Below are 23188 nucleotides of genomic sequence, written 5' to 3' on the forward strand. Positions count from 1 at the left end.
GCCAAGCCCGTGGAAATCGCAGTGCACTTCCCCAATTCCCCGCGTTTTGACCTATCGAGGGACGTCCGAAGTCGTCGATTTTTCTTACAGTCCAAGCTCTTGATTGCCGATTTGTTTTGTAACTATTTGATTTAATTGTAATTTAACAACCGGTATAAAGATTGCTTAACGAAAAGTGGTTACTCCTGATCTATTTGTCAAAGGATGTCAAAATGGATTCCCTTAAAAAAGCACTCTTAGGTTTGGCGCTGGTTTGCGCATTCGGTACTGTGACTGCTGCTCCTATTACTATCGCAGACTATGTCAACCCTTCTCCGGATAGAACGGTTACGACAAACAATCCTTTTACCTTTGTCTTTGACATTACCGATGGGGCTGAGAGCTATGTTGCCGGGGTTGACACAATCGTGTCGGCAGAGTTGAAGATTCATCTTATGGACAATGCCCAAAAGGGCAATGAAACCTTCACCTTTCTTATTGGCAGTGGAGGCACCTCACAAATCTATAGTGCCCAGAATGTAAACAATGGGTCGCAAGGACAAACCTATTCGATTAATCTCCTGAATGCTTTGGCAGATCTCATCGCTGATGGACTGCTGTCTGTGAAGCTGAGCGCGACGTCCGGTAATTATGAATTCGTCGATGCCACTTTGATAGCGAAGGTGGAGAAGGGGACTGTTGGCAATGCAGTACCTGAACCGACAAGTCTTGCCTTGCTTGGCATTAGTCTGTTGGGCTTTGGCGTGGCGCGCAGACGCAGGCAGTGATCTCAATCATCCGGAAAAAAGCCCGCTTTGACGGGCTTTTTCTTTTTCAGGGTGCGGCGCAGCCGGTATTGTGGATATCAGCGCCGGGTATCATTTCGGATTCATTCTTGCCAAGCATCCAAAAACGAAAAGGCCGCACAAGGCGGCCTTTCGCAAGTCATTGATTTCATTGGTCGGGGCGAGAGGATTCGAACCTCCGACCCCTTGCACCCCATGTCATTAAATTAGCGTCCGGGGAAGCCCAATAGCATCCAATAACGTTCATAAAATCCATTTAAGATCATATGGTTAAGATAATTCGTTGTCCGAGAGACTCTAATGGTGTACGCTAAAAGCCATCGAAACTGTAGGGGTAAATGTAGGGGTAAAACTTCGGAACCCAGACCCCTTACAACTCAAAATGACCAAGATTACGCAGAAGACGCTGGAGTCATTACGCCTCGACCGAAGCGGTTCGGTAATCCGCGACGAGGGCAATTTGTTTGGCCGGATTCGCGCCAAAGCTGACGACACGGTTGCCGTCTCCTTCTATTATCGATATCGCTTCGACGGAAAATTCAAAGACATCTCCTGCGGCACTTGGCCTGCTGTCAGTCTGTCCCAGATTCGTGCCAATCGTGATGCAGCGAAACTCCGAGTCACCGAAGGCGTCGATCCGGTCGCCAAGAAGAAAGTCGAGAAGCAGGAACAGCGGGAAGCCATCGCAGTGCGGTTGGCAGAGATCGAACACGGGAAGGCCGAAGGGCTGACCGTGCAGGACATGTTCGATGCATGGATCGCCGATGGTGTCAGACGAAAGGATGGCAACGCCGAGTTGCGCCGCTCCTTCAATGCGGACGCGCTACCCAAGATCGGAAGGAAAGAGGTTAGGGCGCTCACGGAGCACGACCTGCGGGGCGTGCTTCGCGCCATGGTTGTGCGTGGCGTCAATCGCGCAGCCGTTGCGATGCGTAACAACCTGATGCAGATGTTCGCCTGGGCAGAGAAGCGCCAGCCATGGCGCAAGCTGTTCGCCGATGGTAATCCGATGGAGCTGATCGAGATCGACAAGATCGTCAGCCCCGATTACGACTTGAACAATCAACGCGACCGGACTCTGTCCACCGAAGAGATTCGGGAGCTGCGTGACATCTTCAGACGGATGCACGCGGAGTACGAGCAAGCGGACAACAAGCGAACTGCCGTGCAGCCGCTGGAGAGGGTAGTCCAATGCGCGATATGGATTATGCTCTCGACGCTTTGCCGCGTCGGTGAGTTGTCCATGGCCCGATGGGAGCATCTCAATCTTGAATCCGGCGCATGGTTTATCCCGCGCGAGAACGTCAAGGACAACGCCAGCGACCTGACGGTCTATCTATCCGACTTCACCATCGAACGCTTCCGGCAGTTGCATAAGATCACCGGCAAGTCTGAATGGTGCTTCCCGGCGCGGAACAAGGAAGGGTATGTAAACGTGAAGTCTATGAGCAAGCAGATCGGCGACCGGCAGACGATGTTCAAGAAGTCCCTCGATGGTGGACCGCGCAAACCGATGAAGAACCGGCGCAACGACAACACGCTGGTTCTGGCAAGCGGGAAGAAGGGAGCGTGGACTCCGCACGATCTGCGCCGCACTGGCGCGACGATGATGCAGAGCCTGGGCGTTTCGATGGACATGATTGACCGCTGCCAGAACCATGTGCTGGCGGGCAGCAAGGTACGCCGGCACTACCTCCATCACGATTACGCCAGCGAGAAACGCGAGGCATGGGCTCGGCTTGGAGGGCAGCTATCAGCGATTCTCGCTGCGCCAGAAAATGTGGTCCCATTTCAGCGTAAGGCGTAAGTCTCAATGACCCCGCTGGCGGCTACGACGACAGTCGCTGGCGCGGCGGCTATCGAACCGCTGATCATCCGGAGCGGTTAGTGGACCTGAGTGGACAGAATGAGCAGGTGGCGATTTGGCCCAATAACCCGCCAATACCCCCAATGCCGTTGGATAGCGCCATCGGCACAGCACCGTGTGACGCCATAGTTAATCGTCTATTTAAGGTCCTCCTCAGGGTGCGTAGGTAGTTTTGCAACCTCTGCATCCAGTCTTGTGACATCCAGTACGCTTGGTTCCTCACCAGTATGCAATGCATTTAACTGCGATATCAGGTACGGCATCATGAAGGGCATCGTGACAGTCACCAGGGCTTGTATATCCATCCCATTGGCGATTGTAGGTAACTGGTCGGCACCACGTTCGCGCACAGTTCCGTCATAAAACTGGTGTCCGCCGCCGCCCCTATATACCCCCGACTTATTGTGTCTCCACGCGACGATGGCACGCGGCCCAACGGTGCCGTCAGCGGTATTTTGATGCGCAAACAGGTTGAAGCGCGCCAAGTGATCGGCAACTACAAGTGGTGATACCCGCTTTGCGTCGCTTGCGCGGACCAGTCGCAATAAATCACGCATCCAGCGCTTATCGTGCATAAGGCACAGCGCTCCCGATCCGGTCAGCCCAAGACAGTGCGCCCGGTGTGGTCGATCTTTCGACGGGTTCACAACGTGCCGCGTATAGCGGAACACTTGGGTTTTCCTGTCGGGCGCGAGCGCCAGGCCTATTGTGTAGAGTCGCAACTCGTCGTCGACGAAGCAGGGAATGACAATGTCGTGTTCTGCGGGACAAAGATGGCTGCGTTGACCTTCAACAATTCGCGATACCCGACCTAAACAACAGGCACCTGTGTCCACAAGAAATTCTTGTTTTTCTTTAAGGTAGTTTGGTGGATATACTCCGTTGGACAATTCATAACGGAAAGAGTTTCCAATGAAACTAGATTGGTGGGCCGAGCTAGACGAACCGAATTACCGGCCGATTGAAGCAGCGATTCGTTGGGGTGGCCTAATAGCTGAAGAGGCTGAAATTTTGGCGGTGGTCGACAGCCATGGGATTCCTTGGCCAGACGCGACTGAGTTCCCGCAGTGGGCCTGTGTGCAGGCGCTTGCAGAAAGGTTGTGGGATGCCATTATTTACGATCGCTTGCCGGCATGGTGGATTGCACGGAGTGGTAGAAAGATGCAGGCTGTTGAGTCATTGCCGAGAGCGGCACCTGGCTTGAAGATTTTCCACCGTGACCTGAAAGAATGGATGATTCGTCGTTATCCAAGTCAAAGGCCAGCTTTCCTGTTCGATGAGATCGAGCGCACCGAGCATGCGCACGTAGACGCGCCTAAGCTTCAGGCGGTGCAGGCAGAGCGCGATGCCTTGCAGGCGCAGCTCAATGAGACCGACACGATGCTTCAAGTCACGCGGCAATCGCTTGCCGATGTGATGGCAGAGCGCGATGCGCTTCATGCACAGATCGTGGCCATGGCGGCAGAACGTGATGCTGCTCTAGAAAAGCCCTTCAGTACGACCGAGCGCAACTCAGTGCTAACGGTACTGGCGGCAGTGCTTGATTATTCCGATATTGACCCAACTGCCAGAGGCAGTGCTAAGCAAGTCGAAGGGTGGACGGAGCAAATGGGTGCGCGGGTGACTGATGATACGATTCGCAGAATCTTCTCGCAGATTCCTGCTGCCGTCGACAGCCGCAGAACGAAATAGGCGTAAAACCGAATTCGGATTTGATAATGCCAAATTCGGATTTGCTAGTACCGAATTCGGCCCCGAATCACATCTAAAAAATCATCCTGTAGGCGTGTTCAACAAGGTCCATGGAGGACAGACATGCCGAAAACAATCCTGCGTTTTCCCGGAGTAAAGGCGAAGAGTGGTGTAAGCCGTTCGACGCATTACAACCAAATCAAAGATGGCCTCATGACGCGCCCGGTCGCGCTCGGTCCGCGCGCACGCGGCTGGCCCGAAAACGAAATCGATGCGCTGAATGCGGCCCGCATTGCCGCCAAGTCCGATGATGAAATTCGCGTCTTGGTGAAGCAATTGGAGGCCGCCCGCAAGGCCGCGCCTTGCCTTGTTGCAGAAATGTGCAACGTGGCGGAGGAGCCTGAATCGATCAACAAGAAAACGGCGTAAGGAGGCGTGCACCGTGAATGACATCCTTTCCCAATTCCGTGACGCGATCCAGCGTGCAGGACTGATGCCGCCGGATAACATAGTGGCGGACGGTAAGCTGCACCGCTTCGCCAGCAATGGCCAGCGTGGTGACGATTCCGGCCGCTACGTGCTGCATCTGGACGGCATCCCGGCCGGCTGGATCGGCGACTACCGCACCGACGTGGACCAAACCTGGCGCGTCGACATTGGCCGTGCACTGACTCAAGCCGAGCAGGAGGAGCACAAACGCCGTGCGCCCGCTATGCGCGCGAAACGCGAAACCGATGAAAAGCTGCGCCGTGTCGAAGCCGCCACCAAGGCCATCACGCTCTGGAAAAAAGCGGCTCCGGCCTCGTCCGATCATCCTTACTTGATGCACAAGCATGTGGCCCCCGTGCCGACGTTGCGGGAGATCGACGCCCATGATGCAGCAACGCTTCTCGATTACACGCCCAAGTCGCGCGGCGAAGAACTTACCGGCCGCTTGCTGGTCGCGCCGGTCAAGATCGGCAACATGATTTCGACTTGCGAGCTTATCGATGTCCACGGGCGCAAATCGGCCATCTACGGCGGCGCAAAGGCGGCCGGTTATTGGGCCGCGCAGCCGCTGCCGGACGGCGAAGGCACTGAACTGATTCTGTCGATCGGCGAGGGGGTGGCAACGGTCCTGTCAGTTCAAGCCGCGACTGGCTACCCGGTGGTCGCCGCGCTTTCGGCGGGCAACCTGCTGCCCGTGGCTAAGGTCATGCGCGCGCGCTATCCCATGGCGCGTCTGGTGATTCTCGGCGATCTCGGCAATGGCATGGAACAGGCGGAAAACGCCGCGCGGGCTGTGGGGGCGCTGCTTGCCATCCCGGCGTTCGGCCAAGATCGCCCAGACAACGCAACCGACTTCAACGATCTCGCGGTGCTGCATGGCCAGGAAGCCGTAAAACAGGCGATAGCAGCCGCAACAGCGCCGGAACCGCTATCAGTCCAACCCGAGCAAAAAAACGTGCCGGAGGAAGAATACGCCGGTCACGTCGAGCTGATTCGAGGTAGTGACCTGACGCCCGAGCCGGTGATGTGGCTATGGCAGGGTTGGCTGGCCGCCGGCAAAATGCATATCCTCGGCGGTGCGCCCGGCACTGGCAAGACAACCATTGCGATGGCGCTGGCGGCGACGGTATCGGTCGGCAGACGCTGGCCGGATGGCATGCGTGCTCCTTTGGGCAACGTGGTGATTTGGACCGGCGAGGATGACCCGCGCGATACATTGGTTCCGCGACTCGCTTTGTCAGGGGCGGACCTATCACGCGTCTATTTCATCACTGACGTTCGCGAAGGGAACGAGCGCCGCTCGTTCGATCCCGCCCGCGACATGGACAAACTGACGCGCAAGCTGATTGAAATCGGCGACGTTCGCCTGTTGATTGTCGATCCGATCGTATCGGTGGTTGTCGGCGACTCGCACAAAAACGCCGAGGTGCGACGTGGTCTGCAACCGTTGGTCGATCTAGCGGCATCGATGCGATGCGCGCTGTTGGGTATTACGCACCTTACCAAGGGCACCGCCGGACGCGATCCGGTCGAGCGCTTGACCGGCAGCCTCGCGTTCGGCGCTCTGGCGCGCGTGGTGATGATGGCGGCCAAGTACCAGGAGGAAGATGAACATGGTCGCACCGTGCGCGTGTTCTTGCGCGCCAAAAGCAACATCGGTCCAGACGATGGCGGTTTTGAATACGATTTGCATCAAGGCGAAATGAAAAGCCATCCCGGCATCGTCGCTTCGTCCGTGCTGTGGGGTAATGCAGTCGAGGGCACGGCGCGCGAGTTGTTGGCGACGGCCGATACGGCTGCCGATGACGGCGAGGGCGGCACCTCGGCCGATGCCAAGCGCTTTCTCTCTGATTTGCTGGCCGATGGACCATTGCCGGTCAACCAGGTCAAGGCTGATGCCAACGGTGCGGGCTATTCGTGGCCCACGATCCGCCGCGCGCAAAAAGCGCTCGGCATCAAGTCTTCCAAGTCTGGACTGAAAGGCCCCTGGAAATGGGCGCTGCCCTCAAAGCGCATCCAGCAGCCCGAAGGTGCTCAACAAAATGCCGAAGGTGCCCAACAAAATATCGTGAGCACCTTCGGGAATCGTGAGCATCTTCGGGACGATTCGGATCAGAACGATCGTGGCGACTCGGACTACGCTGAGGTGGAAGTATGATGCCGGCGGCAATGGTCGAGGTCGCCAGAAAGGATGGGGTGACACTCGCCTTGTCCGACACCGACACGATCAAGCTCGCCGGTCACAAACTGGCGGTGAAGCGTTGGATGCCGCTGATCCGGCAAAACAAGCCTGCGATCCTTGCTGTGCTGTTGGAAGAGGCCGCTGTCGCAGACGAGAACGTCGGTCACATGTCGATCGCCACATTGACCACTGATGATGACCTTACGCGCGAGGCAGCGCTAGCGCACCATCAGGCAAACGACCTGTCCATCCAGGATGACTTCAAGCGCCAACGCCGCAATGAGGGGGATGTACCCGACCGTGCAGAAGAAGCACCGCGCTCGATTACTTTCGGCGACGAGCGGAGGACCTGCACGCAATGCCGGAACCTAATGCCGAGCGGTCAGTGCATGGCCGCCATACGCGGCGAGCTGAACGCCACCCAGACCTATGAACCAATCCAGGACCTGTTGCAGCGATGCGCCGGCTATCTGCCTGGACCGGACGATGCCGACCAGCGCACGGGCCATGAGCGCCGTTGGCCTGCCTAAAGTGGAAAGTGGTGTGCAATTCGCTAAACGTCGTCCCACTATGAAGATCGTTTCGGCGGACGAGAAGGCGATGGACAACTAGAGCGTGTGACGCAGCTTGACGCAGGTTTTGACGCAATGAAACGGTCGTCGTATTGTGCTTTCTCACTAACTACCTTTCATCAGGCCATGTCGGCTTATTGGTGAGGGGAACGGAACTGACCATGCTCCGAAGTCGCTCAAAATGCCGCTGCTCTGGGTGCGCGTACTCGGTATCCTGTTTGCGTTGAATCATTCCGGTGTTGGGCGGCTCGACTAACATGAGTGCCGGGTGGTGTTCCGACTGACTGGCGATGCGTCTGCGAGCACACAGCACCATGCCGCACATTGAGCTGCAACAAACCTCTCGGTCCCAAGGATTCTTCATTCATGAATGGAAGACAAATGGAACAATGCGTGGCCCTCGTTTCGTGCGTGAAGACAAAGCAAGAGCGTGCGGCAGCCGCACAGGACCTGTATCGTTCGACGCTCTTTACGGGCATGCGCCGCTATGCAGAACAATACGCCGATGCTTGGTTTATCCTGTCTGCCGAATATGGTGTACTGCGGCCTAGCCAGGTGATTGCTCCATATGAGCGCACCTTGAACACTATGCGTAAGCCGGATCGGTTAGCGTGGGCTTCACGCGTCCAACAACAACTGCTCCAAGTATTACCAACCGGCGTTACGGTCGTTTTTCTTGCGGGAGACCGTTACCGCGAGCACCTCGTCCCGTTTCTCAAGTACCATGGGTTTGTCACGCGAGTGCCCATGGAGGGACTTCCATTTGGTCGTCAGCTTAGCTGGTTGAACGAGCAGACACGTAATGCGTAATTTACTATCTGATCTCGACCAGTTTTACACGCTTCTGACCCGCCTTGAGGCAGCGGGGCAGGGTGAGCACTTAGGTTCCTATTCGGGCCGAGCGCGCTTCCCGCTTCGGGGGGTATATTTTTTTCATGAGCCAGGCGAGTACCGCCGGAGTCATCCAAATTCGCCGCGCATTGTTAGGGTCGGCACCCACGCCGTCAGCGCAAACGCAAAATCCACGTTGTGGCAGCGCTTGCGTACACACTGCGGCACGCGCGCAGGTGGCGGGAATCATCGTGGTTCAGTGTTTCGACGCCATATCGGCGCTGCCTTGATTGCCCGTGACGGTCTGTCGTTGCCGACGTGGGGTGTGGGCCAAGCTGCGCCGCCAAGGTTGCGTGAAAGTGTGACGAATCAGTTGGCCGAGGCGGCGTGCGAGCGCGAGGTATCTGCATACATCGGCGCAATGCCCATCTTATGGGTTGATGTGCCCGATGCTCCTGGACCAACCAGCGAACGCGCCTTCATTGAAAGGAATGCCATTGCGCTGCTATCTCAGGTCGGTATGTCCACCGAGTCCGCGTCAAGGTCTTGGTTGGGGCTGCATAGCCCGCGATCGGAGATTCGTAGTAGCAGGCTATGGAACGTCGACTACACCGGGCAGACCTATGATCCGCGATTCCTGAACGTGCTGGCGACGGCCGTGGAACGCACCGTGAAGCAGCATCTTTAGGCGCACTATTTCATTGATAGCTCGGCGCGCCAGCCCGCTCGTCCGAGCGCCCGCATAACCCACCAAAGCATCACGCCCTCATCCGAGTAAAGATGATGCCCTTGCGAACTAGTGACGAATTTCCACATGGTCAATGAATTTGACGAACGATATGGCTTGTAAGGGCGGTATCGTGTCGGTGAAATACTTCGCCAATATGCGTGATGGTCGGCGTGTCGCATACCGAAGGTGCTCAACATGTCCGAAGATGCCCATCCTTTTTGTTTGAGCATCTTCGGACATGTTGAGCATCTTCGCCCAAGAGCGCTCCGTAGAAGTAGCGCCGCGCTTTATCAAATTCCACAGCTCGTTGCTATCCTGCGGAGTTGCCATAAGGAAGGCTTAGACGCCTCTCTGTCTCCTTCGTTTATGTATCAGTTTCGTACCGAAATTTTCCGTCTCTTGATGACATTTTTTGCAAAGGGTTACAGCATTACTCGGGTCGAGCGCTCGTGACGGGTCTTCGGAGATCGCAACTTTATGGTGTACGTGGAGTGAGCTTTCCACGGAATTTCGTCTTCCATGGGGACGTAAAATCAACGTTACTTTGGAAGAACAGGAAATGAAGAAAATACCAAAACAGGCATATACGACGGAGTTCAAGGAGTTGGCCGTCAAACGGGTGGCGGATGGGCAGGCGATTGTGGCGGCGGCGAAGGAGTTGGGACTCAATGAACAGACGCTGCGCAATTGGGTCAAGGCTGCGGCAGCAGGCAAGCTGACAGGGGCTGGCAGCAAGGTCATCACGCCGGAAGCGATGGAACTGTCCAGGCTGCGTGCAGAGAATGCCCGCCTGAAGCGGGAGAACGAAATCATAAAAAAAGCAGCGGCGTACTTCGCGCGGGATGTTCTGTGAAGTACGCCTGGATTGACGCGCATGGCAATGTCTTTGCGCTGACGGAAATGTGCGCCGTGCTCGCGGTCAGCATCAGCGGTTATCGTGCATGGAAGCGTGGCGGCACACCTGGTCGCAAGCGGTTGACGGATGCGCAGATGCTGGCCGTGATTCGTGCCATCCATCCCGAACTGAAAGGGGCGTACGGCAGTCCGCGCATGCTCCGCGAACTGCGGCTGCGCGGCTTTACAGCCGGCAAGGAGCGTGTCGAGCGGTTGATGTGCGAGAACGGCATTCATGCCCGCCATAGACGGCGCTACAAGGTCACGACGGACTCGAAACACGGCTTGTCGGTGGCAGACAATCTGCTTGATCGCCACTTCACCCCGGCAGCCCCTGACCGCGTCTGGACGTCGGACATCACCTACCTGTGGACCGATGAAGGCTGGCTGTATCTGGCCATCGTTCTGGATCTGTTCAATCGGGAAGTGATTGGCTGGTCGCTCAAGCCGCGCATGACCGCCGATCTGGTGACTGATGCGCTGACAATGGCGTGGTTTCGCCGACGGCCGGATCCCGGCATCCTGCATCACTCGGATCGCGGCAGTCAATACGCCAGCCATGCCTTTCAGGACAGGCTCAAGGAATATGGCATGACCTGCTCGATGAGCCGCAAGGGCAACTGCCGGGATAACGCACCGACAGAGAGCTGGTTCAACAGCTTCAAGAACGAACGGGTGCATGGCGTGCGTTACGCAACCCATGCCGACATGAAGGCGGCCAGCTTCGAATACATCGAGGTGTTTTACAATCGCAAGCGGCAACACTCGACCCTCGGTTATCGATCATCAATTCAGTATTTGGATCACTGGATCAGTGAGCAGAGTCAGGAAAGACTGGCTGCATAAAGGACATCTGCTGGAAGACGAAAAACCGAGGGAACCTCATCTTTTGACGTACTGTCGCGGAAAGCTCCTGCCCGAAGGCAGCGGTAGCTGTAAAAGGTGTCGGCTATCGTCAGCAATCTGGTCAGTTCTTCTACTTTGGCCTTCGGGGAACCTCGGGCTGTAGCCGAACAGAACGTGTCGCGACTCGCTATGCCGGAAGGGCAGCTTCATATCGAACGCTTAGAGCCTATCCCAGTAGGCCTATGCTTCGCCAGGTGATAATGCCGCAGGCGAGATGAAGGAACGCGAGATGGTTCTTCGCCTTCTTGGCCCAACGAATCAGCAAGCCACGAAACCGGTTCAGCCAGCTATGCGTACGCTCCACCACCCAGCGGCGGGCTCTCGTTCCCGTCTGCCGCTGCTGCGCTTCCTCCCCGCGTGACCGGATGTGCGCCCGGTAGCCCAATTCAAGCGCCAACTGCTGGATCTGCGGATAGTCATAGCCCTTGTCCAGGCACAGTCCTTGTGGCCACACCGCAAGCAATGACGGTCGCCCCACTTCCAGCGACTCCAGTGTCGGTCGCGCCAGCTTCATGTCATGGCGGTTCGCACCATCAATGACGATGGCCAGGGGAATGCCGTGTGCGTCCGTCAGCAGGCTGCGCTTGACGCCGCCTTTGCCGCGATCCGTTGGATTGGGGCCGATTTTTTTCCCCACCCAGAGGAGCCTTGGTCATCGCGCCGTCGAGTGACAGCCAGGACCAGTCGATTTCCCGCAACGCCGCTGCCGACAACAGCCCATGCATCCAGAACTCCTCGAACACGCCGGCATCAACCCATTCCTGAAAGCGCCGATGCGCCGAACTGCTGGAACAAATGCCGGTACCGTTCAATGCATTCCACTGGCAACCGGTACGCAACACGAACAAGATCGCATCCATGGCTGCCCGGTCGCAGACACGCGGGTTATGGCAGCCCAGCGGATGTGGCTTGCGTGGCGGTAAAAGCGGCTCCATTTGCGCCCAGAGTCTGTCTGGCAAACGCCAGCCGTCGTCCTGCTTGACCATGCCCATGTCGAACCTCCTTCGCCAACATGCGCTTGGACCACCATTTACCTCGCAATTTCCCTTGCCGACGGCCTACCGGGATAGGCTCTAAGAGCCTATCCCAGTAGGCCTATGCTTCGCCAGGTGATAATGCCGCAGGCGAGATGAAGGAACGCGAGATGGTTCTTCGCCTTCTTGGCCCAACGAATCAGCAAGCCACGAAACCGGTTCAGCCAGCTATGCGTACGCTCCACCACCCAGCGGCGGGCTCTCGTTCCCGTCTGCCGCTGCTGCGCTTCCTCCCCGCGTGACCGGATGTGCGCCCGGTAGCCCAATTCAAGCGCCAACTGCTGGATCTGCGGATAGTCATAGCCCTTGTCCAGGCACAGTCCTTGTGGCCACACCGCAAGCAATGACGGTCGCCCCACTTCCAGCGACTCCAGTGTCGGTCGCGCCAGCTTCATGTCATGGCGGTTCGCACCATCAATGACGATGGCCAGGGGAATGCCGTGTGCGTCCGTCAGCAGGCTGCGCTTGACGCCGCCTTTGCCGCGATCCGTTGGATTGGGGCCGATTTTTTTCCCCACCCAGAGGAGCCTTGGTCATCGCGCCGTCGAGTGACAGCCAGGACCAGTCGATTTCCCGCAACGCCGCTGCCGACAACAGCCCATGCATCCAGAACTCCTCGAACACGCCGGCATCAACCCATTCCTGAAAGCGCCGATGCGCCGAACTGCTGGAACAAATGCCGGTACCGTTCAATGCATTCCACTGGCAACCGGTACGCAACACGAACAAGATCGCATCCATGGCTGCCCGGTCGCAGACACGCGGGTTATGGCAGCCCAGCGGATGTGGCTTGCGTGGCGGTAAAAGCGGCTCCATTTGCGCCCAGAGTCTGTCTGGCAAACGCCAGCCGTCGTCCTGCTTGACCATGCCCATGTCGAACCTCCTTCGCCAACATGCGCTTGGACCACCATTTACCTCGCAATTTCCCTTGCCGACGGCCTACCGGGATAGGCTCTAAGTGGGCTTGGGCGTGTTCGGCGATCCCTTATAGCGTGCCCGTTGGCAAGGGCAAACTGCTGCCCGACTATCGAAAGCATTGGCGAAATGAAAATGAATTAAGTCGGCGCGTGGTAACCGAAGAAATTCCCTGTCTTACGCTGGGTAAAATAAGTGATAATACGTCACTGGATTAGCCCTGAAAAAGACGAAAGAAAACGGATATGGAGCGCGTGGACGAATTCTCACTGCTTAAAAACGTACTGGAGATTTATGACCAGAAATATGTGGCGGATTATCTGAATGGTATTTCGCCAGGTACATGGTGCCGCGAAACAATTAATCGTTGGCTCAATGGAAAAGCAGCCCCGAAGTTAAGTCACGCAGAATTTCTTCATCTGGAGAATCTGCTCCCAAAATCACCGCAGAAAAAAGATTCCTCATATAAATTTGATTTTATTGATCTTTTTGCTGGCATCGGAGGAATTCGGCGCGGATTTGAAGAGATTGGTGGGCGCTGTATGTTCACAAGCGAATGGAACTCATATGCCGTTCGGACTTATAAGGCAAATTACTATTCGCACCCAGAGCATAAATTTAACGAAGATATCCGAGAGGTAACTTTCACAGACCGTTTGGACTTGTCCGAGGAGCAGGCTTATCGCGATATCAACGAGACCGTTCCCGATCATCAAGTCCTACTTGCGGGTTTCCCGTGCCAGCCATTTTCGATTGCGGGTGTGTCGAAGAAGAATGCCTTGGGACGAAAGCATGGGTTTGAATGCGAAACTCAGGGAACGCTTTTCTTCGACGTCGCCCGGATTCTTGCGGCAAAGCAGCCTGCTGCGTTCGTGCTTGAGAACGTAAAGAATCTCAAGAGCCATGATAAGGGAAAGACTTTTCGCGTCATCATGGACACATTAGACGAGCTTGGGTACTGGGTGGCGGATGCTGATCATTCCGGGCCGAATGATTCAAAAATTATCGATGGCAGCTATTTTGTGCCACAACATCGTGAGCGTATCGTGTTGGTTGGATTCCGTAAAGATTTGGGCATCCACGAAGGCTTTTCGCTTAAAAATATCGTCAAGTTATATCCGCCAAAGACACCGACACTCGGCGAAATCCTGGACAAGAAAGTGGCTGATAACTACATCCTCACGCCAAAGCTCTGGGAATACCTGTACAACTACTCGATAAAGCACAAAGCTAAAGGCAATGGCTTTGGATACGGATTGGTTAAGGATGGTGATATTGCGCGAACCTTATCCGCCCGCTATTACAAAGACGGTTCTGAAATTCTTATCGATAGGGGTTTTAATCCCAAACTGGATTTTGCACACGAACGCAACGTGAAGAACCGGCCGCGACGATTGACCCCCCGAGAGTGTGCTCGCCTGATGGGCTACGATGGTCCCGGAGAGTCGAAATTCAAGATTCCAGTCTCTGATACCCAAGCGTATAAGCAGTTCGGGAATTCAGTGGTTGTTCCTGTGTTTACCGCTGTTGCGAAGCTGATGAAGGACCGGATACTTGCGGCCAAGAAGATCGAGGATGCATTGCGAAAGCGTGCCGCCTGAATAGATGGTAGATGTGCATACGCCGGATCGTCGAAGCGCGAATATGCGCGCGATCCGGCATAAGGATACGAAGCCCGAAGTCGCAGTTCGCCAGCTATTGCACGCCCAAGGTTTCCGGTTTCGCCTGCACGTAAAAAAGCTACCGGGAACTCCTGATATCGTCTTACCGAAGTATCACGCAGCGATTTTTGTTGATGGCTGCTTCTGGCACGGTCATAACATGCTACATGTTTAAGATGCCGGCCGAGAGGCGTGATTTCTGGGCGGCGAAGATCGCGGCAAACCGTGAGCGTGACCAACGCAGCAGAGGAGTATTGAGTGCGGATGGCTGGCGGATAATGACAATCTGGGAATGTGTGTTGAAAGGACGTCTTCGGCTGTCGCCATTGGCGTTATCGAATCAAATAGCCGCTTGGTTGCGTTTGCCGCCAAACTCCGTTTCATTTAATTCTGCTGAGCTAAGTTGTCACGACTGCCTCGCAGAACAACAAATAGGCGACTTGCCGGCATAGGGCGGCAGGCAGCTCTAACCTGTTTCCCCTGCAATAACTCCACGACTTACTGCGCCGCGCACAGTGGCGCATTCTGATATTGCGCCTGCTTCTTCCATTCGCGGAGTTCTCATTCTCCGCATCCCCGGAATTCATGGGTATGTACGAGCACTTTGCAATACGCGAACCTGACGTGCGCTCCCGTTTTCCAGATATCCCTGAGGCAATAAACCGCGATTAACCCAAGCAAAATCCAAGTAAAAAATAAAAAACACAAATAAAACAATAGTTTAAAAACATTCGCGAAACTTATCTGAAATATTTCTTCTGTTCATGATATCCTGTTTGCAACATTGACAGGAGGAAATCATGAGCAGCTACCCATCTGAGTTTGAGCATAGCGCGCAGTCCGTTGGCGAGATCAGGCAGCGACTCGCAGCGCTGGGCGTTGAAGTCGCCTTGTTAAAGATGTTGCCTAAGAATGCAAATGACAAGAACCAGATTTACATCGCGTCGGATTTCTTTGTCCTGCATGACCTCTTTGATATGACACTCCTGGAGCGCGGGGAAAGCACCAGCGAAACCAAAGACAGGTCTGCACCCGGCTCGCGAATTCCTGAGGCGGTATTTAACGACTTTGAGTGGGTAAAGCGTGATGGCACGCGAATCGCCGCGAAACGTATGAAGGCGATTATTTACCCTCAATATCCAGAAGCGCGCCTTTCAGGTTTGCAGACCGTCGAGAATACGATTCCGCAATCTCTCTCTGTCACCTTTACCAAAACATACGGTGATGCAAAACGACTTCTTGTGCTGGGCAAGCTCCCGGGCGGGCGGTGCGTTGGATTGGTCTATATCCACATTTCACCGGAGCTGGAACATGAGATTTCAGCGCTTCCCGGATTTGAAAGGGCGCGCGCATGCAAGCGCTTTACTCTGGATCAGGGTAACAGTGAAAAACTGGAGCGAAGGCTCGCCGATGTCCTCAATGTGCCGTTGCCTGGATGCCGTCTGGACGTGTATGGGAACACAGTGCCTTTTTCCGGCACGCAGGTTTGCGGATATACCTTGGAGCATGCACTCGGCATTGTCCCTAATTCGGGGAGTGACGGTGATCTTTACGGCATTGAACTGAAGACGCACACGCAAGTAAAGGTAACGCTCTTTACGCCAGAGCCTGACTTTGGTCTGTATGCCGACGACTTTCCGAAGTTTATGACGACATATGGCTACACGAACAAGGACGGGGGTGGAGAGTACAGGTTGACAGGCATACATCGTGCAAATATGTGCTGCTCGAAATCCAATCTGACGTTAAAGATCAGGGAACACCGTTTCGAAGGAGAAGAGCTAAAGGCGTTTCCATACAATCCATTGACGCCACTGACGGCAAAGATGGATGCGATTGATGTTGTTCTGGAAGGGCCAAGTGGCGAAGTTGCTGCCGGATGGAGTATCGAACGCCTGATGAACTGCTGGGGCGCAAAGCACAACGAAGCGGTCTATATTTCGGCAACCAAGAAAGCCAATTCGGATGAGGATTTGCGGGCGCTTGGATACGAGCACATTGTGACCTTCGCTCCAACTGTCATGTGGTGTCGGACAACGTCGATGGAAAGGCTGCTTAACGCTATCAATGATGGTGTGATTTTTCTTGACCCGGCACCCAAGTTTCATCCGACCGATCCGTCGCAGAATAAGAGGCGGGCGCAATGGCGCGTAAACGATATTACTAAGGCCGCCCCCGCCTTATATGAGGAAGTCCGGTTTAAGACAATTGCTCCCGATCGTGCGCGTTAAATAACAGCATTTCTTTAGCCGTGCGACTGCAATGCAGATTTGGCCTGACCGAATAAAAGGGATTATGGATAAAGAAGAATTAATACTCACGCTCCTGAATGTCGTTTGGAGCAACATAAATCCGCGATTGGTGAAAACGAATCGAAATACGAAAAGCAAGCACTTCCTGAAGAACGATTTTCAGAACGCCTTCGTAAACCGGATAGTGGGTTTTTTGGGTGAACTCGCCTATGTAACGGTTACGGCTGACCGACCTGGAATTTTTCCGGGCGGCTGGTTTGTTCCCGATGAAAAAGAAGACAATCCACTTGCTGCCAAATGCTATTACACGGTCGCCGACAGTATCGGTGGCGACTTGGTGAAGGTTTACACAGTGCTCGCGAAGCACATGCCAGAAAAGCAGCTATTCGTTCTTGTCGCTCAAGACGGAATTGACGTGCGCAATCTTTCACGCGATTCCTATGCATACTACCTGTTCAGCCGGACCGAATCCGTGTTTCAGCAAGTGTCACACACGGAATTTTTTCAGTGTTGGAAGAAGAGGGGCGCGCCAAGACCGCAGCTCCCGGATATTCGCGACCAGATAAATCGTGAAACCGTCGCATACGTGAAAAGACTGTTGTCCAATAGTGCAATCAGCGCTGAGGCGCTAAGACTGAAGCTCCTCGATCGATTCGTGTTTGACGTTGAAATCGCTGGTCATCATTTAAAGGGACGCCCCTCGGATATTGACTTTATCAAGCTCCGCTCGGATGGCTGCATTGTGCCGATCGACGTCAAAGACAAATATGTCAGCAGGAAAGGAACGTTGGGAGTAAATCTCGATCACCTCCCATTCTTTTTGGATTTGGATCAGATTTTCGGGACTGAATCACAGTATGTAGTCCGGGTTTCCGAGACGGGGCCTGATCGGGCTCTGGTAGAGTGGCGTTACATCGCGATGCGCGAATTTTCACTGGCACGTACCGGCAGGGGGAATTGCGGCGCAAATGGCAAAGATGCCGAAGATACGCCGGAGCTGCCGCTGGCGGATTTCAAAGTTTGGTCACCACCCGGGACGAAAGACCCATGAGGACTCCGAATGATGCGGCGTCGCGCGCATTAGCAAAGGGCGAAATATAGCTGAATTGTCGCCCATGGGGTGCGGCCGAGAGTATCGTATTGCATGATTCGCCCCCACCTTTCCTTTGGAGGCGGGGGCATTATCAATTTTCAGAAGTCACAGCAGGATTACTTCAATTACTGAAAAATAGTCTGAACCTTTGTCTGAAGTGAAAGGGGAAGCGCAAAATCCGCTGAGGATACGTGCGTGAGCGCGGCGTATGGCTTATTTTTGTCGCCGGCCAGTATCCCGATTTCTTCCTCGATATCATTCACAAATTGTAGGGTCGAACCGACAGTGGGATCAATTGCGCCTTCAATACGAGCACTGCTTATGTCTGCTGTCGCAATATCGGCCGCCCCTTTACTGGCTTGATGGTCTTTGTCATAAACTGCCAGATAGGGAATGCGGAATTTGTTGAGTAGCTGGCAGTACAGGGGTATGTTGTTTTTTGATCCGCAGTCAACCAGAGTATAGTCGTACCTGAACACGCCTAACCGCTTCGCCAGCAATGGGATAATCGTTTTATCGGTTGGTCCTTCCACAAGAATCACGCGGCGTGCAAAGAACAGCTCGCTTCTGTCCGGGTTAATCCAGTAGGATAAATTAAAATCCTTCTTTTTGTCTCCGGTGAATAGGTCTTCACTGCATTGGCATACCTTCGTGCCGATATTTTCATCATCCTTCTTCACAATACAAATTGACTTGTATTTTTCCACGTCGATCAGAGCGCTGGAGTGGGTGCAAAGCATTACCTGATTTTTCGATTCGGAGAGGGCAACTAAGGAGTCGAATAATGCGCGTTGCGCTTGAGGATGCAGATAAAGCTCGGGTTCTTCCAGGATGAAGTAGGTCGAAGCCGATACCATTCGGCTACCGGAGGTTTCCTCTCCGCCTGAATCGGCGCTTCGCTCCCTCTTCAAAGTATCCGAAACTACTTTTATCAGAGCAAACGTAAGTGCTCTTTGCAGGCCATGACCTTTACGCTTGATATCTGTTCTGACACCGTCGTTTACCCAAACTTGGGTATTTGCTCTGAACACTTCTTCAATGTTCGGGGGAGTCACTTCAACGTCAATTTCCGCGCTCCACGATTTCAATTCATCACCTAGTGCGCGTTCAAAGTCCTCCAGTTCTTTAGGACGATTCTTATTATCCTTCCCGTCGCAATCTAGACGATTCAACGCGCCGAAAAGAGTGGAGAGTTTGTTCTTCGTTTCTTTCCATTCCGGGTTGGTCGATGATAACGAATCAATAATATTCGTGTACAGCTTTCCGAAGGCGCTCGCCTCCTTGGACGAAAAATCGTCCGAAGCGTCCCTTATGGCGGGAATGAAGTACACATCGCCAAATATTCCCTTTGCTACTGACTTTAGCCCGAGAAAGTTGGTTTCTTCCATTTGAAACCGAAGCTCCACCGCCTCCTTGTTGTCCTCGATGTACTTTTTCTGGGCATCGATGACCTCTTGTTTCGTCAAGCGCCCCTCTGGCGGGAGATAGGGGTAGAAGGGCAAAGTTTTCGCGACCTCTCGCTTTGCGTATTCCGACGCACTGGCTTCCTGAAGCCACTCTTCGACCGGGTTCTGAATATAGCCCTTGTACTCAAAACTTCCACCTGCAAAGGCAGTTTTCCGAACCTTGAGCTTGTTGTCTGAGGTAAGGTACTTTTTGAACGTCCTTTTGTCGTTTTCATCGAGATCAGAAAACGTGGTTTCTACGTAAAGTTCTTCTGAGCCGTGATTGAAATCCAGATCGTGCGGCTTTATTTCACCGAAGAAGAACAGCAGGGCTGAAAGGACGTTTGATTTCCCATGATTGTTTTGCCCGATAAAGATCATTAAATCTTGGAACTTGATTTCCAAGTTCTTAATTGATCGCCAATTGCATATGCAAAGTTCTTCTATGTTCATCGCCACTCCCTTAACGGAGCCGCGATCATATAGGGCGCATTGGGTGGCGGCTATCTCATAATCATGGGGGTTGGCGCTTACGTAGATTTTCGCAGGCCACTTATGGCGTTTCTGAGAGACCGTACCCGATGTTCACGCATAATTCCCCAGGCATTGGTGGCGAGTTAAGCCCGTTAAAACGGAGCGCCTGGAGAGCACAATAAGGATTGTCGAAAGTTGGTCCGAGGCTTGTGAATGCGGCTTAAATAGGGCGCTTGATTGCAATTCCCCTGTATGTCGGTTTGCAGCATTACACAGCAATTTCTCACGAACAAAAGTGTTTGCGACGCAATTGCGGTAAATGCGGTTTGCTACCAATGGGATGGAATCAAGTCGCTGGCACAAGATTTTGATCCCACGCATCTTGGAATATTTCTTACCAAATTTCTTACCAAACGCCGGACAACAAAAAAATCCGCGCGAGGCGGCGGTCTGTAGGGGTAAACGTAGGGGTAAATTCCGTGCAAATGAAAAAGGCCAATCCGAAGATTGGCCTAAGTCTTTGATTTCATTGGTCGGGGCGAGAGGATTCGAACCTCCGACCCCTTGCACCCCATGCAAGTACGCTACCAGGCTGCGCTACGCCCCGACGAGCTGTGCATTATAGCAGAGCGATAACCTTTTCCGCCACGCATCGCGCCTTCAAAATCGGCATCAATCCAGTCTTGCGCCGGTCTTCCTGATGATTTCCGCCCATTTTTTGGTTTCCTCTTCGATATATTTTCTGAATTTTCCGGCTGTACCTCCAACCGGTTCGAGCCCGGCATTGCGAAGGCGTGATTTGACGTCCGCCATTTTCAGGGCGGCGTCGATCTCGCGATTCAGACGTTGCACGATTTCGTCCGGCGTCCCTGCCGGGACCAGAACGCCGTTCCATGCAAGCGCCTCGAAAACCGGCAGGCCCGATTCGGCAAGCGTTGGGATATCGGGCAGAAGGGGAAAGCGGGTCGCGCTGCTGACGGCAAGGGCACGGATTCTCCCGCTGCTCAGTTGCGGCATCACGGCGGTAGGTACGGTGAACAGCATCTGCGTGTCGCCGGCTGCGATCGACAATGCGGCCGGCGGCGCGCCGTTGTATGGAACGTGAACGATGTCGGTGCCGGTGAGCATCTTGAAGTACTCCATGGCGAGGTGGGAGGAGGAACCATTGCCGACCGAGGCGTAATTGAGCTTGCCGGGATGGGATCGTGCATGGGCAATCAACTCGCGAACGTTCGTTGCCGGGATGCCGGCGTTCACGGCGAGTATGTTCGGTTGTGAGCTTGTTTGAATGACCGGGACAAGATCCTTCTGTGGATCGTAGCGCAGTCTGGTCAGGAATTGCGTGGAGGCGAGTGGTCCGTTGTACGACATCAGCATCGTGTATCCATCAGGTGCAGCTTTGGCGACCTGGGCAGTGGCGATGGTGCCTGAAGCTCCGGCGACGTTTTCGACAATCAAGGGCTGGCCGAGCCTTTCTCGCAACTTGTCGCTGACGCTGCGTGCAATGACGTCGAGCGATGAGCCGGCGGGACCGGCAACGACAAAGCGGATCGGGCGGGATGGCCATGCATCGGCGTGCGCGGCACTCGCGCTGGCGAATATCGCCATGGCGGCAAACAGCAATCGACACAACATGTTGATCTATGCGGGATGGGGCAAAACCCGCAGAATAGCATCTGGATCACGTTCACCGCGATGACTGCGCAGCCGCATCATTGTCGGCGTTATCGCTTTTTTGGAATTAAATCTTCTACCCATGCCTATCAAGATCAGTCATCAATTCGACGCCGGTGCGATTGAGGTCCTGCGCGCTGACAGCGCGGCGACAATCGACCTGCGTTTGCGCAAGGATTCGCATGCCGAATTCGCACAATGGTTTTATTTCAGGCTCCAAGGCGCACGGGACCAAGCGTGCACAGTGCGCATACTCAATGCTTGCGAGGCGACCTATCCGGATGGATGGAAGAACTATCAGGCAGTTGCAAGCTATGACCGTGAAAACTGGTTTCGCGTGCCGACGGCGTATGACGGCCAAGCGTTGACGATTGCGCATACGCCGGAAAAAGACAGCGTGTATTACGCCTATTTCGAACCGTATTCCTGGGAGCGGCACTTGCGGCTGATTGCACGCGCTGAATCGTCGCCGCTGGCACGCGTGCATGATCTTGGCAGCACGATAGACGGGCGCGATTTGAATCTGCTGACCATCGGCAATCCGTCAGCCGCGAGAAAAATCTGGGTCATCGCGCGCCAGCATCCGGGCGAAAGCATGGCGGAATGGTTTGTCGAGGGAATGGTCGAGGCGTTGCTGGATCAGGCCAATCCGATTGCGCGCCGACTGCTTGAGTGCGCAGTGTTCCATATCGTCCCGAACATGAATCCCGACGGCGCCGTGCGCGGCAATTTGCGCACGAACGCGGCGGGCGCGAACCTCAATCGTGAATGGGTATCGCCGTCGCTTGAAAGAAGCCCGGAAGTGCTGCTGGTGCGAAAGCGGATTCACGAAACCGGCTGCGATATGTTCTTCGATATTCACGGCGATGAAAGCCTGCCGTATGTATTCGTCGCCGGCTGTGAAATGCTGGAAGGATTCAGCCCCGAGCAGGCGGCGGAACAGCAGGCTTTCATCGCGCATTTCAGAAACGCCAGCCCGGATTTTCAGACTGTGCATGGCTACGAACCCGGTAAGTACCGGGAGGACATGCTGCAGCTGGCGTCCAAATACATCGGCCATACGTTCAAGTGCATATCGCTCACTCTGGAAATGCCGTTCAAGGACAACGCGGACTTGTCGGATGCGCGGACGGGATGGAGCGGCGCGCGCAGCGCGAAGCTGGGGGAAGCCATGCTGCAGCCCATCCTCCGATCCATCAAATAGGAGCGACAAGAATGGGTGTTGAAATCGAGCGGAAATTTCTTGTCCGTGATGACCGCTGGCGGACCCTGGGGCAGGGGATATTGCTGCGACAAGGTTACCTGTCGTCGCACCCGGATCGTGTCGTGCGCGTGCGCATCGAGGGTGATGAGGCGACGCTGACAATAAAAGGGCGTACGCAGGGAGCGACCAGGTCGGAATGGGAGTATCCGATCCCGATGACAGATGCCCGCGAACTTCTCGGCGACTTGTGCGAGCGGCCGATCATCGAGAAATACCGCTATCGCATTCAACACAACGGCATGACGTGGGAGCTCGATGAATTCCTCGGCGATAACGCGGGTCTGGTGGTGGCGGAGATCGAACTGGAGCGCGAGGAGCAATCCTTCTCGAAACCGGATTGGCTGGGCGTGGAAGTGACCGGCGATGCGCGCTACTACAACGCCAATCTTCTGCGTCATCCCTATACCCAATGGTGAGGGAAACGCCAG

Annotated in this window: 21 protein-coding genes and 1 tRNA gene; 15 read left to right on the forward strand and 7 right to left on the reverse strand. The window is 54.7% G+C overall.

What is annotated here, in order from left to right; translation table 11 throughout:
* Positions 1-212 precede the first annotated feature (212 nt).
* Together D3870_RS07275 and D3870_RS07280 are read left to right on the forward strand one after the other, a co-directional pair.
* Positions 213-767: a PEP-CTERM sorting domain-containing protein gene (locus tag D3870_RS07275; protein ID WP_119741803.1), complete on the forward strand. Its 555-nt coding sequence runs from the start codon at positions 213-215 to the stop codon at positions 765-767.
* A 400-nt stretch (positions 768-1167) separates the two neighbouring features.
* A complete protein-coding gene (locus D3870_RS07280; RefSeq protein WP_119737885.1) occupies positions 1168-2592 on the forward strand; it encodes a tyrosine-type recombinase/integrase in 1425 nt (474 codons plus the stop codon).
* 197 nt (positions 2593-2789) lie between these two features.
* Here the strand turns inward: D3870_RS07280 and D3870_RS07285 are convergent, their stop codons facing one another.
* Entirely contained in the window at positions 2790-3542 is a 753-nt protein-coding gene (locus D3870_RS07285; RefSeq protein ID WP_147375733.1) for a hypothetical protein, read from the reverse strand.
* A gap of 22 nt (positions 3543-3564) precedes the next feature.
* Between D3870_RS07285 and D3870_RS07290 the strand changes: the two genes are divergently transcribed.
* From D3870_RS07290 to D3870_RS07320, 6 genes are all read left to right on the forward strand, one after another.
* On the forward strand, positions 3565-4344 hold the full coding sequence (locus D3870_RS07290; protein ID WP_119737888.1) for a hypothetical protein: 780 nt from the start codon (positions 3565-3567) through the stop codon (positions 4342-4344).
* 123 nt (positions 4345-4467) lie between these two features.
* Entirely contained in the window at positions 4468-4773 is a 306-nt protein-coding gene (locus D3870_RS07295) for a helix-turn-helix transcriptional regulator (protein WP_119737890.1), read from the forward strand.
* A gap of 13 nt (positions 4774-4786) precedes the next feature.
* A complete protein-coding gene (locus D3870_RS22515) occupies positions 4787-6991 on the forward strand; it encodes an AAA family ATPase (RefSeq protein WP_199710556.1) in 2205 nt (734 codons plus the stop codon).
* Between the two features lie 11 nt (positions 6992-7002).
* Complete coding sequence (locus D3870_RS07310; protein WP_147375734.1) at positions 7003-7545, forward strand: hypothetical protein; 543 nt, start codon at positions 7003-7005, stop codon at positions 7543-7545.
* Between the two features lie 408 nt (positions 7546-7953).
* A complete protein-coding gene (locus D3870_RS07315; RefSeq protein ID WP_199710558.1) occupies positions 7954-8397 on the forward strand; it encodes a DUF6884 domain-containing protein in 444 nt (147 codons plus the stop codon).
* The gene (locus D3870_RS07320; protein ID WP_119737896.1) at positions 8390-9106 is read left to right on the forward strand and encodes a GIY-YIG domain-containing protein; all 717 of its coding nucleotides are present in this window, start codon (positions 8390-8392) and stop codon (positions 9104-9106) included. The genes D3870_RS07315 and D3870_RS07320 overlap by 8 nt, the downstream gene beginning before the upstream one ends.
* Positions 9107-9487: 381 nt before the next feature.
* Here the strand turns inward: D3870_RS07320 and D3870_RS23215 are convergent, their stop codons facing one another.
* Positions 9488-9652, reverse strand: coding sequence for an HNH endonuclease (locus tag D3870_RS23215; RefSeq protein ID WP_158590404.1), 165 nt, complete (start codon positions 9650-9652; stop codon positions 9488-9490).
* Between the two features lie 55 nt (positions 9653-9707).
* Between D3870_RS23215 and D3870_RS07335 the strand changes: the two genes are divergently transcribed.
* A protein-coding gene (locus tag D3870_RS07335) for an IS3 family transposase (RefSeq protein ID WP_119737902.1) occupies positions 9708-10888 on the forward strand; the annotation gives its coding sequence in 2 pieces (ribosomal slippage) (positions 9708-9960 and positions 9960-10888; 1182 coding nt in all).
* 226 nt (positions 10889-11114) lie between these two features.
* Here D3870_RS07335 and D3870_RS07340 read toward each other — a convergent pair.
* Positions 11115-11940 (reverse strand): IS5 family transposase gene (locus D3870_RS07340; RefSeq protein WP_199710509.1). Its coding sequence is split into 2 segments (ribosomal slippage): positions 11115-11570 and positions 11572-11940, totalling 825 coding nucleotides; the frame shifts between segments, so codons are not numbered across the junction.
* A gap of 89 nt (positions 11941-12029) precedes the next feature.
* Positions 12030-12855, reverse strand: a protein-coding gene (locus tag D3870_RS07345) for an IS5 family transposase (RefSeq protein ID WP_199710509.1) whose coding sequence is annotated in 2 segments (ribosomal slippage) — positions 12030-12485 and positions 12487-12855 — 825 coding nt in all. Because the reading frame shifts where the segments join, the coding sequence is not laid out codon by codon here.
* Positions 12856-13142: 287 nt separating this feature from the next.
* Between D3870_RS07345 and dcm the strand changes: the two genes are divergently transcribed.
* From dcm to D3870_RS07365, 4 genes are all read left to right on the forward strand, one after another.
* Positions 13143-14498, forward strand: a complete 1356-nt coding sequence (gene dcm, locus D3870_RS07350) for a DNA (cytosine-5-)-methyltransferase (RefSeq protein ID WP_119737904.1) — start codon at positions 13143-13145, stop codon at positions 14496-14498.
* Positions 14499-14541: 43 nt separating this feature from the next.
* Positions 14542-14733, forward strand: a complete 192-nt coding sequence (locus tag D3870_RS23220) for a hypothetical protein (protein ID WP_422879664.1) — start codon at positions 14542-14544, stop codon at positions 14731-14733.
* Between the two features lie 625 nt (positions 14734-15358).
* A complete protein-coding gene (locus D3870_RS07360; RefSeq protein WP_119737906.1) occupies positions 15359-16789 on the forward strand; it encodes an MvaI/BcnI family restriction endonuclease in 1431 nt (476 codons plus the stop codon).
* Positions 16790-16853: 64 nt separating this feature from the next.
* The gene (locus D3870_RS07365) at positions 16854-17861 is read left to right on the forward strand and encodes a hypothetical protein (protein WP_147375735.1); all 1008 of its coding nucleotides are present in this window, start codon (positions 16854-16856) and stop codon (positions 17859-17861) included.
* A 167-nt stretch (positions 17862-18028) separates the two neighbouring features.
* On the opposite strand, the gene D3870_RS07370 is transcribed toward D3870_RS07365, so the two are convergent.
* From D3870_RS07370 to D3870_RS07380, 3 genes are all read right to left on the reverse strand, one after another.
* The gene (locus tag D3870_RS07370; protein WP_119741807.1) at positions 18029-19801 is read right to left on the reverse strand and encodes an AAA family ATPase; all 1773 of its coding nucleotides are present in this window, start codon (positions 19799-19801) and stop codon (positions 18029-18031) included.
* Positions 19802-20352: 551 nt separating this feature from the next.
* Positions 20353-20429, reverse strand: a tRNA-Pro gene (locus D3870_RS07375).
* A gap of 65 nt (positions 20430-20494) precedes the next feature.
* Entirely contained in the window at positions 20495-21457 is a 963-nt protein-coding gene (locus tag D3870_RS07380; RefSeq protein WP_119737910.1) for a Bug family tripartite tricarboxylate transporter substrate binding protein, read from the reverse strand.
* 121 nt (positions 21458-21578) lie between these two features.
* Between D3870_RS07380 and D3870_RS07385 the strand changes: the two genes are divergently transcribed.
* Positions 21579-22700: a M14 family metallopeptidase gene (locus D3870_RS07385; RefSeq protein WP_119737912.1), complete on the forward strand. Its 1122-nt coding sequence runs from the start codon at positions 21579-21581 to the stop codon at positions 22698-22700.
* Between the two features lie 11 nt (positions 22701-22711).
* Entirely contained in the window at positions 22712-23176 is a 465-nt protein-coding gene (locus D3870_RS07390; RefSeq protein WP_119737914.1) for a CYTH domain-containing protein, read from the forward strand.
* Positions 23177-23188 lie beyond the last annotated feature (12 nt).

Source organism: Noviherbaspirillum cavernae, from assembly GCF_003590875.1.
Classification (GTDB): Bacteria; Pseudomonadota; Gammaproteobacteria; order Burkholderiales; family Burkholderiaceae_D; genus Noviherbaspirillum; species Noviherbaspirillum cavernae.

Coding starts and splice junctions, on each gene's coding strand:
- D3870_RS07275 (WP_119741803.1), top strand. CDS start 213: ATGGATTCCCTTAAAAAAGCACTCTTAGGTTTGGCGCTGGTTTGCGCA.
- D3870_RS07280 (WP_119737885.1), top strand. CDS start 1,168: ATGACCAAGATTACGCAGAAGACGCTGGAGTCATTACGCCTCGACCGA.
- D3870_RS07290 (WP_119737888.1), top strand. CDS start 3,565: ATGAAACTAGATTGGTGGGCCGAGCTAGACGAACCGAATTACCGGCCG.
- D3870_RS07295 (WP_119737890.1), top strand. CDS start 4,468: ATGCCGAAAACAATCCTGCGTTTTCCCGGAGTAAAGGCGAAGAGTGGT.
- D3870_RS07310 (WP_147375734.1), top strand. CDS start 7,003: ATGGTCGAGGTCGCCAGAAAGGATGGGGTGACACTCGCCTTGTCCGAC.
- D3870_RS07315 (WP_199710558.1), top strand. CDS start 7,954: ATGAATGGAAGACAAATGGAACAATGCGTGGCCCTCGTTTCGTGCGTG.
- D3870_RS07320 (WP_119737896.1), top strand. CDS start 8,390: ATGCGTAATTTACTATCTGATCTCGACCAGTTTTACACGCTTCTGACC.
- dcm (WP_119737904.1), top strand. CDS start 13,143: ATGGAGCGCGTGGACGAATTCTCACTGCTTAAAAACGTACTGGAGATT.
- D3870_RS23220 (WP_422879664.1), top strand. CDS start 14,542: ATGCGCGCGATCCGGCATAAGGATACGAAGCCCGAAGTCGCAGTTCGC.
- D3870_RS07360 (WP_119737906.1), top strand. CDS start 15,359: ATGAGCAGCTACCCATCTGAGTTTGAGCATAGCGCGCAGTCCGTTGGC.
- D3870_RS07365 (WP_147375735.1), top strand. CDS start 16,854: ATGGATAAAGAAGAATTAATACTCACGCTCCTGAATGTCGTTTGGAGC.
- D3870_RS07370 (WP_119741807.1), bottom strand. CDS start 19,801: ATGAACATAGAAGAACTTTGCATATGCAATTGGCGATCAATTAAGAAC.
- D3870_RS07380 (WP_119737910.1), bottom strand. CDS start 21,457: ATGTTGTGTCGATTGCTGTTTGCCGCCATGGCGATATTCGCCAGCGCG.
- D3870_RS07385 (WP_119737912.1), top strand. CDS start 21,579: ATGCCTATCAAGATCAGTCATCAATTCGACGCCGGTGCGATTGAGGTC.
- D3870_RS07390 (WP_119737914.1), top strand. CDS start 22,712: ATGGGTGTTGAAATCGAGCGGAAATTTCTTGTCCGTGATGACCGCTGG.